The sequence below is a fragment of the Algibacter lectus genome, assembly GCF_004368925.1.
Taxonomy (GTDB): Bacteria; Bacteroidota; Bacteroidia; order Flavobacteriales; family Flavobacteriaceae; genus Algibacter; species Algibacter lectus.
Window position 1 is genome coordinate 256,022 of record NZ_SORL01000011.1, and the last position, 17,597, is coordinate 273,618.

Annotated in this window: 16 protein-coding genes; 3 read left to right on the forward strand and 13 right to left on the reverse strand. The window is 29.9% G+C overall.

Features of this window, described 5'->3' with window-relative positions:
* Complete coding sequence (locus DFQ06_RS16130) at nucleotides 1-5,022, forward strand: NACHT domain-containing protein (protein WP_133968896.1); 5,022 nt, start codon at nucleotides 1-3, stop codon at nucleotides 5,020-5,022.
* Between the two features lie 154 nt (nucleotides 5,023-5,176).
* On the opposite strand, the gene DFQ06_RS16135 is transcribed toward DFQ06_RS16130, so the two are convergent.
* The 6 genes from DFQ06_RS16135 to DFQ06_RS16160 all read right to left on the reverse strand — a co-directional run bounded on the left by DFQ06_RS16135 (nucleotide 5,177) and on the right by DFQ06_RS16160 (nucleotide 10,107).
* Nucleotides 5,177-6,304, reverse strand: a complete 1,128-nt coding sequence (locus DFQ06_RS16135; protein ID WP_133968898.1) for an exonuclease/endonuclease/phosphatase family protein — start codon at nucleotides 6,302-6,304, stop codon at nucleotides 5,177-5,179.
* A gap of 12 nt (nucleotides 6,305-6,316) precedes the next feature.
* Nucleotides 6,317-6,973 carry a P-loop NTPase family protein gene (locus tag DFQ06_RS16140; protein ID WP_133968900.1) on the reverse strand — a complete coding sequence of 219 codons (657 nt, stop codon included), beginning with the start codon at nucleotides 6,971-6,973 and terminating at the stop codon, nucleotides 6,317-6,319.
* Nucleotides 6,957-7,604 (reverse strand): hypothetical protein, encoded by a 648-nt coding sequence (locus DFQ06_RS16145; RefSeq protein ID WP_133968902.1) that lies wholly within the window; start codon nucleotides 7,602-7,604, stop codon nucleotides 6,957-6,959. Before DFQ06_RS16145 ends, DFQ06_RS16140 begins: the two co-directional genes overlap by 17 nt.
* A gap of 6 nt (nucleotides 7,605-7,610) precedes the next feature.
* Nucleotides 7,611-7,892, reverse strand: coding sequence for a helix-turn-helix domain-containing protein (locus tag DFQ06_RS16150; RefSeq protein WP_042506661.1), 282 nt, complete (start codon nucleotides 7,890-7,892; stop codon nucleotides 7,611-7,613).
* Nucleotides 7,893-8,172: 280 nt separating this feature from the next.
* Entirely contained in the window at nucleotides 8,173-9,000 is an 828-nt protein-coding gene (locus DFQ06_RS16155) for an RteC domain-containing protein (RefSeq protein ID WP_133968904.1), read from the reverse strand.
* A gap of 189 nt (nucleotides 9,001-9,189) precedes the next feature.
* Complete coding sequence (locus tag DFQ06_RS16160; RefSeq protein WP_133968906.1) at nucleotides 9,190-10,107, reverse strand: helix-turn-helix transcriptional regulator; 918 nt, start codon at nucleotides 10,105-10,107, stop codon at nucleotides 9,190-9,192.
* A gap of 92 nt (nucleotides 10,108-10,199) precedes the next feature.
* Between DFQ06_RS16160 and DFQ06_RS16165 the strand changes: the two genes are divergently transcribed.
* Nucleotides 10,200-11,180, forward strand: a complete 981-nt coding sequence (locus DFQ06_RS16165; RefSeq protein WP_133968908.1) for a D-cysteine desulfhydrase family protein — start codon at nucleotides 10,200-10,202, stop codon at nucleotides 11,178-11,180.
* 1 nt (nucleotide 11,181) lies between these two features.
* Here DFQ06_RS16165 and DFQ06_RS16170 read toward each other — a convergent pair whose 3' ends face one another.
* Nucleotides 11,182-12,513, reverse strand: a complete 1,332-nt coding sequence (locus tag DFQ06_RS16170; RefSeq protein ID WP_133968910.1) for a tyrosine-type recombinase/integrase — start codon at nucleotides 12,511-12,513, stop codon at nucleotides 11,182-11,184.
* Between the two features lie 267 nt (nucleotides 12,514-12,780).
* On the opposite strand from DFQ06_RS16170, the gene DFQ06_RS16175 reads away from it, so the two are divergent.
* Nucleotides 12,781-13,035 carry a hypothetical protein gene (locus DFQ06_RS16175; RefSeq protein ID WP_074938664.1) on the forward strand — a complete coding sequence of 85 codons (255 nt, stop codon included), beginning with the start codon at nucleotides 12,781-12,783 and terminating at the stop codon, nucleotides 13,033-13,035.
* A gap of 251 nt (nucleotides 13,036-13,286) precedes the next feature.
* On the opposite strand, the gene DFQ06_RS19670 is transcribed toward DFQ06_RS16175, so the two are convergent.
* The 6 genes from DFQ06_RS19670 to DFQ06_RS16205 form a co-directional block, all read right to left on the reverse strand.
* The gene (locus tag DFQ06_RS19670) at nucleotides 13,287-13,517 is read right to left on the reverse strand and encodes an integrase core domain-containing protein (RefSeq protein ID WP_081958655.1); all 231 of its coding nucleotides are present in this window, start codon (nucleotides 13,515-13,517) and stop codon (nucleotides 13,287-13,289) included.
* 9 nt (nucleotides 13,518-13,526) lie between these two features.
* Nucleotides 13,527-14,060, reverse strand: coding sequence for a DDE-type integrase/transposase/recombinase (locus tag DFQ06_RS16185; protein ID WP_159140099.1), 534 nt, complete (start codon nucleotides 14,058-14,060; stop codon nucleotides 13,527-13,529).
* Nucleotides 14,061-14,180: 120 nt separating this feature from the next.
* On the reverse strand, nucleotides 14,181-14,399 hold the full coding sequence (locus tag DFQ06_RS19570) for a hypothetical protein (RefSeq protein WP_235833568.1): 219 nt from the start codon (nucleotides 14,397-14,399) through the stop codon (nucleotides 14,181-14,183).
* A gap of 407 nt (nucleotides 14,400-14,806) precedes the next feature.
* Complete coding sequence (locus DFQ06_RS16195) at nucleotides 14,807-15,340, reverse strand: hypothetical protein (RefSeq protein ID WP_133968914.1); 534 nt, start codon at nucleotides 15,338-15,340, stop codon at nucleotides 14,807-14,809.
* Nucleotides 15,341-15,483: 143 nt separating this feature from the next.
* Nucleotides 15,484-16,326 carry a toxin-antitoxin system YwqK family antitoxin gene (locus DFQ06_RS16200; protein ID WP_133968916.1) on the reverse strand — a complete coding sequence of 281 codons (843 nt, stop codon included), beginning with the start codon at nucleotides 16,324-16,326 and terminating at the stop codon, nucleotides 15,484-15,486.
* Nucleotides 16,327-16,542: 216 nt separating this feature from the next.
* Nucleotides 16,543-17,271, reverse strand: coding sequence for a hypothetical protein (locus DFQ06_RS16205; RefSeq protein ID WP_133968918.1), 729 nt, complete (start codon nucleotides 17,269-17,271; stop codon nucleotides 16,543-16,545).
* Between the last annotated feature and the right edge of the window lie 326 nt (nucleotides 17,272-17,597).

Here is a 17,597-nt window from a genome sequence, read left to right on the forward strand (position 1 = left end):
ATGTCAAATCCCTTTTCAACCGGTGGTGGTGGAATTTCTTTTGAGAATAGCATTCAAACAATTTTCGTTATTAATATGCTCATTAACGGAAGAGTTCCTTGCTTACCGAATGGGGAAATATCTTCAATATTACTACAAGGGAATTCTGAAAACTATGAAACAGATGATTTAGTTGTTTTTTTTGAATCAACCGATAGTATTAAATATAAACTGTTAGTTCAAGTAAAACATGAGTTATCATTTACAGAAAACAACGGTATACTAAAGGAAGTTCTAGAGGATTTCTGGAAAGATTACAATAATGCAAATATATTTAATCGAAAACATGATAGGTTTTTGATTATAAAGAACTCTTTAAATAAGAAAGAATCAAATCATGTCAGAGTCATTTTAGATTGGGCAAAAGACAAATCAACATTTAAAGGATTTGAAAATCTTTTAAACTCTAGTAAAGAAAAGAAGAAGGTCTTTGATACATTCTTCAACATAATAAAAGAAATTCAACCGAGTATTACTTCAACTGATGTATACTCATTTTTAAAAGTTATTGATTTATTAGCTTATGATTTAACGAGTACAAATAGCATCTATTTAAATCATTTAAAAACCGTTGTAGAGCTAGCTAAAAAAGATGATTTACATCTTACAGCAGATGATATTATAAGCAAAATTTACCACTTCATATCAAACAAAAATTACAAAGCAGCCACTTTACTTAGAGAAGAATTAAAATTAGAGTTAGATTTTTTTAAAGATAATTTCAAAATAACTTCTTCTATTTCTGTTCAAAAACTAATGAACGATAGTAAGTACGTTCTTGAAAAAATCAATGAGGACATCAATAATATTCATTTAGATAGAAACTTAATAGGCAACATTATTTTTGATAAACTTTTATTTGAAAATCAATTTATTATATTTTATGGAGGTGCTGGTATGGGAAAATCAGCTTACTCAAAAAAAATACTTAACAGTGTTAAAAACACTTGCTTATTTTCTTTTGTAGCAGATCAATTTCTTGAAAGTAGACTAAGTATAACTCTTAATAAAATGGGAGTTACAGAAGAAATTGATAAATTATTTTCAAGATTCTTTTTACTACCAAATAAAATCATTTACATTGATAGTTTTGAAAAATTACTTGAAGGTCATGGAGAAGCATTTCAAGAACTTTTATTAATCCTAAACAAATACAGGGATATTAAGGTTGTTGTCTCATGTAGAGACTATGCTTTAGAGGGATTACTCTTTAAATATTTTGATTCAGAAAAAGATTCCATCTGTAAAATTCATATTCCTGAATTAAATGAGGAAGAATTAAACTTTTTTATAGAAAAAATACCTGCGTTAAAAGATTTTGTAAAAAATGAAAATCTCAAAAAATTAATTAAAAATCCAAAATACTTAAGTTTAGCTACGAAGCTTATAAATAAAACAACTCAAGATTATTCTACTTTCTCAGAAAACCAATTTAAATCAGAGTTATGGAAATTCATAATTGAAGATCCTGCAAACAACAAAAGAGGTCAAACATTTATAAATATTGCAGTTAAAAGAGCAAAAAAATTAACCTTACTAACAAGCGTAGAAGAGTTTGATGTTGATACTGTAAACGATTTAAAAAATGATGGTATTTTATTTGAAGAAAATGGTTTGTATGCACCATCTCACGATATATTTGAAGATTGGGCACTTATAAAGCATATTGAAATTCACAAAAGCAACTTCCCTAACACCAATTCTTTTTTTAATAACCTAGGAAACCAACCTGCAATGAGAAGAGCTTTTAGATTGTGGGTTGAAAGACAAATAGCAGAGCCTAAAAGCAAATGGATTAATACTTTTATTCATATCACAATAGAAACCAGTTCTATAGATAATCATTGGCAAGATGAAACTATTACTGCCATATTAAATTCAAATTATTGCGAAAAATATGTTAGTGAAAATGAGCATGTTTTATTAGATGATAATAATAAGCTTTTAATGCGTTTTCTTCATTTAATGAGAGTTTCATGTAAAAACTCAGAACAATATCCTAAAGGACTAGCCTGGAATATTTTATTTAAATTAATTCATAAAAATATTCAATCACTAGAAAACGCATACCCATTAATTCTTAAATCATTTTTTGATTGGCAAATAATTCTTCAAAAGAATAATTCAGGTAATAGCAGTAAAACTCATAAATACGTAGGGGAGATATCACACAAATTCTTAGAGGATTATGAGAATAAATCTTCTTGGATGAATGGATCAAATGAAAAAAAAGATTTATACAAAACTATAAAGCTACTTTATGATTTAGCAGAATTTGTACCTGTTAAAATAAAAGGGTATTTAACAAAAATAGCAAATCAAAACGATAAAGAAAGTGACTGGACTCTCAGTGATTATAAAAGGAAAAGAGTTCAGTATGCGTTATCTCATCTTTACTCAGGAAAGCTGACAAAGATTTTTCCGAATGAGTTGATATCTATTGCCAATTTATTTTGGAAAATAGATAAAGAAAAAGAAAAAAAGCGAGAAGAAGAAAGGAAAAAGAATTCTAGATTTTATTTTCCTGAAAGGAAAGAACTACCTTATTTTTTTGGACTAGTTGATAAACATAATTTTGAATACTTTCCCAAAAGCGCATATCAGACCTTTGTTTATAGATTATTATGCCATAATCCAGTAAAAGGAACTCAATTCGTAATAGATTTTACAAATCACTGCGCTGAAAATTTTGTCAAATCAGATAGAAACGAAAACACACTAAGAAAGCAAGAAGATATCACAAGCACAAATTTATTCTTAGGAGAATCTGAACGAAGAATATATGGTTCTAGTTATTTGTGGTCTATTTATAGGGAAGGTCAATGGACTGTGCCAGATCTATTACAATCAGTCGTAATTGCTTTAGAAAGATACCTATATGAACTAGGCGAGTTAGACTTCGATAAAACTAATAAAATATTGTTATGGATTTTTGATGAGATATATGACAAAGCAAACTCGGTTATACTTATCTCTGTATTATCAAGTATAGCGCAGGCTTATCCGTTAAAAACAAAAGAGAAACTCTTACCTCTTATAAATTTTGATTTTTTAAAATGGGATAGAAATAGGTCGCTTCATGAATCTACCTTAAGTAATAGATTAGGTCTTCATTTTCCTAGTGCAACTGTTGAGGGTAGAGTCGCTGATGCGGAAAGAATTGAAGCTTCAAAATGGGAACATCGTAGGAAATACTGGCATGGTTTAATTGGTTTTATATTGCTACATCAAACAAATATTAGAACATATAACAAAGAAATTTTTGAAAGAATTGATGCTCTTAAAAGTAATATTGATGATAATGATATTTTAGACAAAAAACTAGTTTTTGAAATAGATGCAAGAAATTTTAAAGCTGAAGAAGTAAGCAGAGATGATAAGAAAATCACATATCATGTTGGCCCAGATTATAGCAAAGATGAAGAATTATCAAAATTTAATGAAGAAGTATCGTTAGAGAATACGTTAAGAGAAGAAGCAGCAAGCTATAGCTTATGGACAACCAAAACTTACAATAACGAATCTGATGAAAACCAAACTTATGAACATTGGAAAAAATGTCTTGATTTTTTTAAAACATACGATACTTCAAAAGATTTTATAATTGATAATATTCCATTAGGAACTCTATCTATCTTGGGTATTAAACTTTTTAAAGACCAATTACCAGATGCTGAAATACAATATTGTATCAATACAATTCTAGAAATTTCTAAAAAGCTTTATAAAGAGAAGTCTGAAAGAAGTTATGATTTTAGTAATAGAGATTTTTCACTCAACATATATGACAAAGGCAACTTATTAGAGTTTTTACCTAGCTTAATTGAACATAAGGAAAAATTAAGTAAAGAACAATTAGAAGAGTTATACAATCTAATTTTCTTTTTTATACTAGATGTCGATTTTGAACATGACGTTGATGTCCGAGATCTATATACTAATTTTAAAAATCAATTATGGAAAATTGATTATGCTTTTGCTTACAATTGCTTTTTTGGGCTAATTATGTATGCCAAAATAACTAAAGAATATCCTAGTTACGGAAGAAAATATAGTCAAGAAGAGCTGATTAAAATTGATAAAGAAAAAAAGGATGTATTCGATTTTATATTTAATTCCAAAGATGATAATTTAAAACTTGAAAAAATATCCTATAAAACACACTCTACTGAATATCTAGTTAAAGCGCTGGATATTTTATCTATAGAAAGTAGCTTTTACTTTACAACAGCATTTTTGCAAGATTTATTGGAAAGCCATATAGAGAATCTTATTGATGAGAAACGAAGTCATTTTTTTAAAATAGGGTTAAACATTCAAAGAAATATTGCTGCATTTTTAATATTCAATGATACTAGTGATAATAATCTCAAATTATTCGATATTATCTTAAAATATTCCCTTAAGAAATTTGATTGGAAAAGTGGTAGAGAGGTTATTGAATATCTAAACGGCCTTTTAAACTATATGGTAACTTACATAGATAAGAACAATGAAAACGATAAATATAAAAACAGTTTCTGGACTTATTGGACTCAACTTTTTAATTTTATCAAAGACAATCAAAATTATGCTTTTATTAAAGAATTCTTACTGTATTCACCATATTGGAAGACAGACGCTATAAGTTGGAAAGTTTTAGATAATAAACATAGTTTATTTTTAAATCAGATTAACAACCTAAAAGAGACAGATATAGAATCTCTTTTAATATTGTTTTCTGGAATTGGTTTTCAACAATTAATGCCAAGTGGACTGACAACTCTTAATAAACATTTAAAATCAAGTGCAAAAAACTTGGAGGAGTTTAAATACTACTATGGAGAAAAGTTAATCCAAAAGGTTTTTAAAAATCAAATCAAAGTTATAAAAGAAGATAGTATTTTATTTGAAGAATTTCTTTGGTTTTTAAACTTGATGATCGACTTAGGCTCTTCTAAAGCTTATTTAATAAGAGAAAATATTATTTTATATAAGGACTAGTCAAAATTTATTGTGTGAAACAAAATATTGATTTCTAGAAAAAATGTCAAGTATTCTAATAAAATTTATAATCTAAATTACTTATTTTTAGTTACTTAGCCTTTGTTGTTTTATGGTATAGTAGTATTTATTTTAAATACTATTCAGGAAAGATTTATTCAAAGTCACATTTTATTTTCCCCCAAACCAAAGGATGCTCACTAGCAGCAACATTTCTATTGGAAACAGATTTATAGATAGACCATTGCGGATGTTTTTCTGGCCACATCGCTTTGCGATTTAAACCACTATCTTTCATCTTGTTGAATAAAGCTGGAGAGAACAACATGTAATCTTTCTGCTTAATATTTACACCCATTCTATAAGCGCCTAATCTAAAATAAGTACCATCATTTCCCTTATCGATATCCACTTCAAAAGAGAGATGCTTTGTAATATCTTTCAAGTCTGTATCTTGGATTAAGGGCGATAGAGAATTACAATAAGAGGGCGCATTAAATGTGCCTGCTATGATGATATTGGTTTTACCTTCAGCTATCAGTTTTTTGTAAACTTCTGCAATCTTACAAACTTGTTTTTTTCTAATTTTATCAGACTCTTTTCTATCTTTTGTGGGCTTTTTTAAATAAGCATTTACCACCCAAATGGTTTCATTTGATGGTGTGCTAATTTCATATTCAATCAAATTTTTGACATCATTATTAACTGTAGCATTGATATTATGGGTTCTAACAGCTTCTAGATTATAGCCTTGTCGCAATGCTATTCCCATTTCTAAACTATTCATATCGTTGCCTTGAATGACAAAAGAGTGATTAAAAGGTTTACAGTCAAACTCTGGTAAAATGAGTTGGTTGAAATCTTCAAACGATGCTCTGTCCTCAATTTCTTGTAACAGTAAAATATCTGGATTTACGTTGGCGATAACTTGGGCTTTATGTTGTGTTGATTTTTGATGAATAGGAACGGTTTGAAGTTTTATCCATCCATTCCAATCTGTGAGATTACCAGCTTTACTATCAATAGAATGGCTAAGACCTTTCATAAAGAGAAAACCTGCTTTTCGTCTCAAAACCGCATAAGGTCTTGGACTTGATTTTTCAAAACCAATTAAAAATGATAATTCTCTAATCCGATCTTGTTGGTTTAAAGATTTAGAGGGTTCAAGCATAAGTTCGTCAAGCTCAATTGTCCAATCGGTAGTTAAATTTTCGGTTAGTTTTGCTAAAAGACTTCTGTCTCTGTGAAATAAGTTCTGAACATTAAAAGTTGCTATTTTCATGATTTTTATATTTTATTTTCGTTTATCGCTAGTATCTTGGTCAAATGCTACAAGGTTGAATAATTCTCGCATGCGACTGCGGACTCTATTGCCATATAAATCTTCCAATTCTTCAGCATTTAGGTTTGTAGTTCCGTGTGTTTTTATGTGATGGTTTATAAAAAGTTCATGTCGTGAGAGTAAGATTTCGCCCATGACGTTACAATCCTTTCCGTAGTGTCTTCCAATAGGTTCTACACCTAAATCATCAAAACAGAAAAACTGTCTACAACCGTAATCTTCAATGGTTTTGTAGCCAATATGATTGAAACCAAATACGATGTTTCTAGAAGGAATTAGGATATATGGTTTTTGCAACGGAACAATGTTTTTCAGCAAAATCATCAAGCTCGTTTTGCCACAACCAACAGGACCAGAAAGTAAAATGCCTTTGTTGGGATCAATCTCGTTTTTCTCGCAATTTTCTTTGTCTTTTATGAAATAATGGCAGAGTTTTAAAATGATTGGATGGTCTTCTTCGTAGATTTTAAAACCGTTTCCAAAACACATTTTTCCTTTAACATCGAGGTAGATTAAGATTTTTTCAAAATCGTACATCACTTCTTTGCCATCAAATGTGCCAATATCATACGTTTTGTGTTCTTCGACTATTTTACAAGGGTTGACCATAATCTTTGTTTTTATTGGTTCTCAGATTGTCCTTTTTTTGAGGAACTGCATTTGCAGTTTCAAATTTATTGGCTTTAAGCATCCAATTACTTGCGGTAGCATGCCAATCTTCAATTTTTATTTTGCCACCAATTTTCCAACCGATGCCTTGGTAATGGTTGTAGAATTTCTTGGCTTCATTTTTAGGCCATTTTTTCTTTTTAAAAAAATCAATGACTTCAAATTCATTTTTTGGTAGCTTAGTTTTATTTATGTTTTCTATTTGTTTATTAATGTTTGTATTACGTATCAATGCTTGTTTAGTACTTGTTTCAAACTCATTCACAACTTGTTCAGAGGTTGTACCGAAATTGAACAACTTGATTTTACTGCCTTTATATGGATTGTGTGAGGGGAAATATTTTAGATAATTCCATGAATCCATTTGTTTTAAACAGCGATGATAAGTTGCTGTCGAACCAATTTTTGAAAGTTCCATAACTTCTTGTCTGTCTATGTAAAATTCTTCTCGAAATCGGTTTAAATTCCAAAATTGAAACAAAGCCATATACAAGCTGACATGTGTTGTGTTTAGTCTTTTGTCTGCATAGAATTTTTGAAATACAGCGTTGAGATGTTTTATATAATTCATACATTCTTAATCGATTTTGTGGTGCACGCGATTATTGTCCATAACTTTTTGTATTTCTTCGGAATCATAAAAAATAATGCCACCTACCTTTGTATAGGGAAGTGTGCCTTTAATTCGAAGATTCTGAAGCGTGCCAGGACTAATTTGAAGTAAGTCCATGAGTTCCGAAGATTTTAGATATTTCTTCAGCTTACCTTGCGCTTGTTTACTTAAAAGTTTTTTGATGTCATCAAGTAGTTCAAGTTTGAAATCCATAAGATCATCTGTAGTAATTATTGTTGCTGGCATAGTAGAACTGTTTTTAGAAAAGAACTACCATTTTGCTTTTAACTAAAATGATAGCCCTTGACCTGATTTGACTTTCGTTCTACAAATTTGAATAGTATTGATGGATTTTAATCACAAGTAAGACCAGAGTATGGTCAAATTTTAACATTATTAAATTTGATGCTATTTGGCGGGTTTTGGTATTGTTATGAGTGAATTGTTGATTAGAAAAAGTAGATAATTGGAACAAAAACATGAAAGCAGGAGGTCAACCGTATGTGGTTAAAAAAATGAAGATTTTTTATTCTTCAGCGCTATCCATTTGAAGAAGTAAACCATTGGATAAATCATCCAAAAATTTGGTTCTGCTTATTTTTCGAGATTTGATTTCAGAGAATATTTTATAGAAATCCCCAAGGTCAAATTGTAATACCTTTTGTAGGGCTGTAGCAATTTCTTTAATATCCACGTTACCATTATTGATTACGCGATTAAAATAGAGGGCATAGATTAATTCTGTCAATGCAGATTTAGAAGATGTCCATTTTAGATTTGTATTTTCCGTTTCATTAGTAGATTGTCTGTTTTTTATTTTGTCAAGCCTTAGTTTTAGGTAATTAATAAAAAGCCTATAGGCTTTAATCTTGCCTAAAAGCATATCACGAGGTGTGCTAAAATCTGGATCTTGAAAATAAAATTTTGATGATGAGATTGAGAAATTGTCTAAATGACTTCTGGTGTAATATTGTTTATCGAAGTGATAGAGTTTAGCTTCAACATATTGGTTGAAATCAATATTATATAAATAAAATCGATTAAGCTTTCTAAGTTTTTTCTTTAGAACTTTTTCTTGGTCTTGAACATTTGATTTTGGAAACTGAAGTTCAAAAGACCGTATTTCGGTATAATAGATAAGTTGAATTAAAGAGATTTGTTTTTGGTGTTTGAAGAATTCTACTTCCTTTGGAATTGAGACAAAATCCGTTTTAATAATAGCTTTTTTGAAATCATTTAATGTATTGCGAGATAAGATGATGATTTGTCTGGACGTGTCAAGGATGGATAAAGAACTTTGTTCAATTTTTTCAAGTTCATTTGTGTAAATAGTATTACGTAAGGTAAAATCCATCACAAAAGTTTAGTTGTACACGTGGCATCCAATAGATTTTCTATTGACTTTTAATAGTATTTGGTAGATTTTAGGTTAGTTTAATAAAGATGCTTAGAAATACATGAATTAAGACTAATAAACTGTGTAAATTTTGCGTATTTACTATGTGAATTTTATTCACAATTAATAAATACTATTCAAATTAGTTTATAAATTCACTTTGTCAATAAGTTCTTTTCTGCTCGAACAGTCTGATTTACTGAAGATATTTGAAGCGTGTTTTCTAACTGTACCATAGGATATAAACATGTTTTTAGCTATTTTTTTATAACTGTAGCCTTCTATTATTTGAAGTACAATTTCATTTTCTCTATTTGTAAGACCGTATAAGTCTGCAATATCCTGATCTAATTTATAAGTGTTCTTTAATCGATATAAATAGCTATTTACTTCCATTATAGTAACGAAAAAAAATGATGACGTCATTATGGAATGCGTTATGGGCTGAAAATCGCCAAAATAAGTTAATGCGGGAAGCATAACTAAAGAGAATATTGAACTTAAACCTAAGTAGGTTTGGACTTTAAAATAACGGTCTCTTTTCGTTTTCTTTTTGATAACTAAAAAGAAATACACAATAAAAACTAAGGAAAGTATCGTTGGAAAAATTAAGAATAGGCTTCTTGCGAAATTCAAGGAGTTTGTGAAATAGTATGGTACAATGAAAAGTAATATAAAACATGAGGAAAGAATAATAGTTAAATTCTTTATTTTGAAAAAAGTATTTGGTGTTTTTATATCAAATTCTTTATATAAATACCAAACCAGATATAAACACATTATAATAGAAATTGTGTATGTAATTACATATTGAATTATTCTTGGACCAGGAAAGTTATCATAAGGAAGCAAACCATTCAAAACATTATACAATAGAAAAATAACGGCTAAAATTAGATAACGATACTTAGATTTAATGTTTTGACGCTTACCTAATACAATATTAAAAAGTTGAAAAATAATGATGATGCCCATAACTATGCACAAGAAAAGCACTACCCAATGCATAGAAGAAGCGTAGGTGTATTCTGGGATAAATCGATATTTTTGAATTAAGTAAAACATATAACCACATGTACAACAATATTTTAACTTAAAATTTCGAGAGTAATAAATATAACTTATCTTAGTGTAAATTAAAAATTATCGAACGTAAAATGCTGAATAATAAGTATAAACTAGGTTTTTTTCCTACGCCTTTGGAAAAGATGGATAACTTATCTAAAGTCTATCCAAACTATAATTTGTATATAAAAAGAGATGATAATTCAGGTTTAGCATCTGGTGGAAACAAGGTAAGAAAGCTTCAGTTTTTCATTTACAAAGCTTTAAGTAAAGGCTGTGATACGATTATTACTGCTGGAGCTCAACAATCTAATCATTGCCGACAAACAGCAGCAGCTTGTGCTAAAGCAGGATTAGAATGTCATTTACTGTTAGGTGGTAAAGAACCTAAAAATTACAACGGTAATTTGTTGCTTTCATATTTGTTAGGAGCAAAAATTCATTTTACTGGAGATAATAGAAAAGGGGAGGATATAATCAAATTAAAGAAAGATCTAGAAGCACAGAAAAGAAATGTTTATGAAATCCCTTATGGTGGTTCAAACTTGTTAGGAGCTTATGGTTTTGTCGATGCGGTTAAAGAATTGAAGCAACAACTTTCAGAAAATAACTTGAAAATCGATTACATTTTCTTTGCATCAAGTTCTGGCGGAACACAAGCAGGACTTAAACTCGGTGTAGATTTATACGATCTTGATATAAAATTAATACCAATTAGTATAGATAAAATTGGTTTAGGAGATAAAACATTAGACGATGTTGTTTTAGAAATACTTCATCAAGGTCAAAAAGAATTGAGTATTCAAAAAATGTACTCAATTAAAGATGCAACACTTATTCGAGATTACGACAAGCCTGGTTATGGAGTAATTACTCAAAATGAAAAGATGGCCATAAAGCAATTGGCTCAAAGTGAAGGTATATTGTTAGACCCTGTTTATTCTGGTAGAGCTTTTTACGGGATGATAGATCATCTTAAAAATAATAAGATAGAAAAAAACTCTAATGTGATTTTTTGGCATACAGGTGGCTTACCGGCAAATTTTTATTATTCTGAAGAACTTATAAAATAACTTAAAAGTTAATTACTTCCTCTAAAGCATCATCAGCTTCTTCATGGATAAAGTTAGCTTGATAGATTAAAGTCGTTTTTAAATCGCTATGTCTGTATAGTTTTTGAAGCATTCTAGGATGAATCTTATTACCAGCGATATTTCCAAAACTATGTCGAGCAATATGGTTAGAAAGGTTCTTGTCTATTTCACAGATGCCACCAATTCGCTTTAAATATTTATTAAGCAGTTTAGTCGCGTTTCTAGTTTTTCTAAACACATCTTCAGTATCAGATTCATTTACAATTTTTAGAAATGGGAAGATAAATCCATTGTTATCTTCTTTCTCTTTTTTATAATATTCTAATATAGCCTCTGCTTTCTCGGACACTTTAAGGCTTAGTGGTTTCTCATTTTTATTCATTACGTAGAACAAACGACCATCTTTAAAGTCTGACCATTTCAATTTTATCGCATCCGAAATTCTTATTCCAGCAAAGTAAAAAGCAAATAGCCATACGTTTTTAGTGTGCCATATTGAGGTGTCAGGTTCTAATTCTAAAAGTTCAATCTGCTCTACCTCATTTACAATCAAACCTATCTTATGACTAGAGCCAATCCGAATCTTTTCTTTTTCACCACCAAACGGATAGAATTTGGAATCAACTATTCCATTTTTAATAGCCTTGTTAAAAAGAGTCCGTATAAATATGAGTTGATTAGTGATGGTGCGTGTTTTTTGTTCAAGATAGACTGCACAAAAATCTTTATACCTATCCAAGAAAGATTCATTAATATCTTGAAACTTTAAGGACTTATTCTTTTTAAAGTGTTCAACAGAATCCATAAAAGTATGCTCACCTTTTCTTCCTTTACTAACTCGTGTCTTTCTACGTTCTTTAATTCCGTTAATAACTACATTTTTTTCTTGTGAGTTATTATGGTTTAAAAATTCTTCTAAGTTGTATAAAATTGATAATTCAGATTTTGCAACTGAAAACACATCACGTTCATATTTGCTTTTAATTCTGTCTGAGGCAACATTGAAAAATGATTTAGAACCACCAGCACCTTTCAATTTTAACTTGACCTGCTTTGGTGTGATTTTGTCTTTAGAATCAAAGTAAACATCATTAGCTTCAGTAAGTTTTTTTAAAAGAAAATTATTAAGTTTTTTAGCGTTTGGATGTGTTTTTTTTACTCTTCCTGCATCTTTATCCCAATCTTTTTCTAGCACATACTGTCCAAGCCATTTATAATTTGTCTTGTAATTTTCACTAATACGAATTGCAAGTGGGATAGTTTTATCTTTGCGAATCATATTTTTCCGAAGTACTATTTTAATAATCGCCATAATCACTTAACTTAGAATATAAAGATAATCAATTTTAAAATAATTAGTACAGAATAAGTACAGAATAATTTGATTTTAATTGTATTTAAATGCTATCGTTTAAAATGTAAGGTACTGAATAACATGTATTTTACTAGGAAACGAGGTATTTAGTGTCTTGCTACCTTTAAGCTCATAACCCGAAGGTCACTGGTTCGAGTCCAGTTCCCGCTACTAAGTTTAAATGTATTAAAAACAACGGTTTAGTTTTTGCTAAACCGTTTTTTTATGCTTACCAGTGAACAAATTATTACATTTGCATACGATATTGAATACGAAAGTGCATACGATTTGACAAAACCCAAAAACTTTTCCGAACTAAAAATCTACACGGCCAAAGGTGATTTAAAAAAACGTTGGTATGTTTATTTTTCATATCGAAATCCTGAAAGCGGAAAATTAAAACGATTAACACCGATTTATGGAAAAGCTAACAGTTATAAAACCAAAGAAGAACGACTAGAGGGTTCTATCTGTTTATAGGAAAACCTTATTAAAACTTTTAAAAGAAGGATTTAATCCTTTTGAAGATAATACAAAGCTGTTAGAGCAGCGAAAATCTAAAAAAGAACCATTCACTCATAAAGGAGATAATGTGGAGCTTAAACCTAAAAAAGTAAAGTCTGATGTGTATTATACTGAAATAGATTGACTCTTTTTTGTTGTTATTTGGACGTTCAAAAGATTTTTTTAGCAATTTAGAAGGCAAAAAACCGTTTAAACTAGGTCTGTTCTTAAATCGTAAGTTCAGGTAAATTTACATTGTTTTTTCGATAGGATTTGTATTTGATATTTGGATTCAGATGGACTTCAGCAGGTTTTCTGAGGTTCAGGCTAAAATGGGTTCTCAAATTGTTATAAATATACACCGCTTGTTGTGTCATTTTTTGTGCTAATTCAGTGTTTTTAATGTTTTGTTTTAGACCGTATTCGTATTTGAGAGTTCTGTTAATGCGTTCTGCTATTGCATTTTCTTAAGGATCATATTGTTCAGTCATACTCATTGTAATTCCATTATCTTCAGCAAACTGTGTATATTTGGGGCTGCAGTATTGGAAACCTCTACCTGAATGGTGAATTATTTTTTGATTAGGATATTTTCTGTTTTTAATGGCCATAGCGAGCGCCTCTGTACAAAGCGATGTTCTCATATGATTATCGAGTTTATATCCCATAATTTGTTTAGAATAAGCGTCTGTGACTAATGCTAGATAGTTGTGTCCGTTTTCTGTCTTAATATAAGTGATATCACTAACCCAGAGCTGTTCAGGTCGAGTAGGGACTTGGTCTTTGATCAGGTTCTTATATTTCTTGTACATATGATTAGAGTTTGTGGTGGTAATGTAATTTTTTGTTTTAGGAATTAAGAGGTTATTGAGCCTTAAGAAGCGATAGAACTTATCTCTACCTATCTTAATATCAGTGTTTATAAAGTCTTGTTTAAGTTCTGGGTGTGGTTTTATTCCACCAGTTTTTGAGCCTACTTTTTTACGGTAGTCTTTAACCATTTTAATCATTTTTTGATGATCTATTTCTTTTTTCTGTTGAAATCTGAGTCTTTTATAGAAGGCTTGTTTAGATATCCCACTTGAGTGAAGCGGATGCACGATTTCCTAAAAAAAATAATATTAAACAATGAGTAAAACATCCATAGAGCCATTTTCTTTTATACGCTGTTTTTTCTTTCGCTCTATCTCTTTTGCTAATGTTTTGGGCAATGACTTTTTAGACATATCGACGCCTGTAATGAGTTCCATATCAGCAATAATGTCTTGTTGGAAGTCTTTTTGGAACTCCAGTTCTTCAATTTTTTCCTTTAACTTTTTAATTTCATCGTTTTTACTCATACCCGTATTTTTTTGTACTAAGGTAGAATAGGTAATGGTTGTTCGAGGGACATCGTGTTTTTTTGAAGCTTGGTTATTGGATAATTGTCCGCTAAGGATTTGGTCAACGACGAATAATTTGGTTTCTAAAGTTACTTTATGGTAGCTTTTTTTCGCCAGTGTTCATTTTCTGTTTTCATAAGTGACTGTAATTAATTGCTTAATTTTTAGTCAACCTATTTCAGTAAAATTCATGCTTGAAATTGCTGCTAACGTTGTTGTGTATGATTAGTTGCGTGTTTTAAGCACTAAAGTTAGCAAATAAAACACAGATAGAAAGTCCGCGAGGACTTTCGTAAGTAGGCTAGAACCAAGCAATAAATTATATACAGTGTTGTGAAACGTTTTTCTATTATTATCATTAGCTTTTACTCAAGATCTTTTCCTCTTTTTCCACCTTTTTCCTCAATAGCATCTGCTAAAGCTTCAAGCTCAAGAATATTATAATCTCCAGCTAAATCCACGTCATTAATAATTAAATAAATATAATCTAAAAGAGTTTCTTTTTCTTCATTAATAATTTCATATGTATTAAAATCAACTGAATATTGATTGTCGATTGCTAATTCTTGTAAATATCCATATAAACCACAAGAAACAGATCGTTTGAGCAATTGTTCTCTTTTGCGTATGCCCTCAACGCCATCATCTCCACAGATTAGTATATCACTATGTTTATTCAAATAATCTGAAACTTTTTTCTTTCTGTCTGGGTCGTTTAAATCAGTTCCAACCTCTCGCAAAATTGCTCTATCAAACTCATCAGTTGGATTAGTATTTCCCCACGTACTGTAACCATAACTACAAATTTTCGAAGCTAATTCATCGTAAATAGAGTCCTGAGCATTAACCGCATTAATTCCAACGAAAAAAAGGATGACTATATAATGTATTATTTTCATAATGTTATTTTTAAATGTTTTACCGTTGTTGTATAAGATTAGTTGCGTGTTTTAAGCACTAAAGTTAGCAAATAAATCACAGATAGAAAGTCCGCGAGGGCTTTCGTAAATTGGCTAAAACCAGCAATTAATTTTATACGGTGTTAGCCACTGGCTTTTTTTAATTCAGTTTCTATTTTTTTTCCATCTTTCCAAGTCTCAATTTTCGTTATCTCTCCTTTGGGATTATAGAAATATTGTTTGTCAATTGGTTTGTCGTCTTTAAAAACCCCTTCGTATTTTGTATTTCCATTTTCGTAAAATTCACGATAAATTCCGTTTTTATCGAGGTCAATTATTTCTGATTCTGTTTTTAAGAATCCGTTTGGATAATATTCTTTAAAGCTCTCTTTTTCAATATCGTCTTTTAATTCTTGAATTACACGCTGAATTTTCATTGAACCATCTTCGTAAAATTCAGACTCAACAGTTTTCATTAAATTTTCTTCATCCTGCTTGATGTATTCATAAGAGAAAGTAGAGGTTTTTTCTAAAGGTCCGTTTTCATAAAATTCTTGAGTTGCCATTAACTTGTCAGCAGTATAAAAGTCAATCCAATACAATTTTCCGTCTTTTTGATAATTAAAGAAATTCCCTTGTCTTAAACCACAGAAGTAGTTGTATTTAGAATCAAGAATTCCGTTTTCATAATAATCTTTCCATTCTCCGTGTTTTTTTCCTTTTTTTACAGTTGAGTTATTTCCAACTCCACAACCTGCTACGTAGATTTTTGTGTGATTAGTTTCGTATTCACAATTCTTGAATTCTCCAGTTGTTTTTATCTGTCCGTTTTTATAATATTCCGTGTATTTTCCAATTAAAACACTATCGATTAAAAATCCCTGAATTTTGATTTGTCCATTATCATATTTCTCAACATATTCAGTCTGCGAGTAAATAAAACTCGAAACTAAAATGGTAAGAAGTAATGACAATTGATATTTCATAAAGTTGGTTTCAGCTTGTGGCTAACGTTTAGTGTAAGAATAGTAAGGGGTTAAAATGCACTAACTTTCAGTTTAGCACTTAGCCAAATTTACAATTTTACCGTTATTTTTCTTTTAACCGTCAAATTGTAAATTTGGCGGACTTTGTTAATATACACTAACTTTGGGTTTGGCACTTAACCCTTATTATTTTTATACATTGTTACCATTAGTTATTTAGCTCCAATCTGCATAAGTTAAAATTTCATTTTTATTTTTGTCTAAAAATAAATGGATTCTATCTTCTCCAAAACTTAAATAATTATAGCCAGTCACGGAACCAATAAACTGTTTTGTTTCTTTACTCTCATCATTGTTTTCTAGTAACTCAATAAAATATTCAAATTCATCATAGTCAATTTCTCCACCAATTTGTTCAAATATTTCTCGTTCGTGTCCACTATTGGCATCAGAATAGAAACCTCCTTGGATAAATTTTTCAGTTTCTAAGTACTTATCACGTGTTATCCAATAATTGAAAAGTCCTTTAGAGTAGTGATAATAGTCAAAATCAACTTTTTTTCTTTTTTCTAGGCTTCGATTTAAATTACTTTCGGCAACTTGATTTCGCTCTCGCTGTTTTAAATAGTCAATTTTATTTTCTTGATATTCTTTATCTGCTTCTTTGTACCATTTCTCGACAGACTTAAAAGTTTCAATTCCTTCTATTTTTCCATTAAATTTATATTTATCCCCTTCACGAATAAATTTTATATAATTATACTCAAAATTTCCAGGGTCTAATTCATCATCAGGGTCTCCATTTCCCCAAACGGAAACGAAATGAACTAATCCATCTCCAAGATTGTGCTCTTTTAAATCAATAGTCAATAATGGAAAAAAGACATATTTATAATACCCTTTTGGTTCTTTAAATACTTCTTCGATAGTTGGAAATAACTTCATTTTTTTCTAATTAATGGTAACGGTCTTGTGTATGATTAGTGGCGTGTTTAAGTACCTAATTTAGCAAATAAAAACCGAATAGAAAATCCACAAGGATTTTCGTAAGTAAGCCAAAACTAGCCATTAATTATACACGTCTTAAGTTAGCATTTAAATAAAAAAGACTAATTTAAACATATAAAATAGAAAGCACAAAAGAGAGGAATAAGGTTAATATATACGGAGAGACTACAGATCTCGTCAACATTGTAAATCCCCTCTCTTTTCTACACAGATTTCGAACAGTTCTGTGAGGCTTTTAGACCTCGATTTTAAGTCGTTGAAAC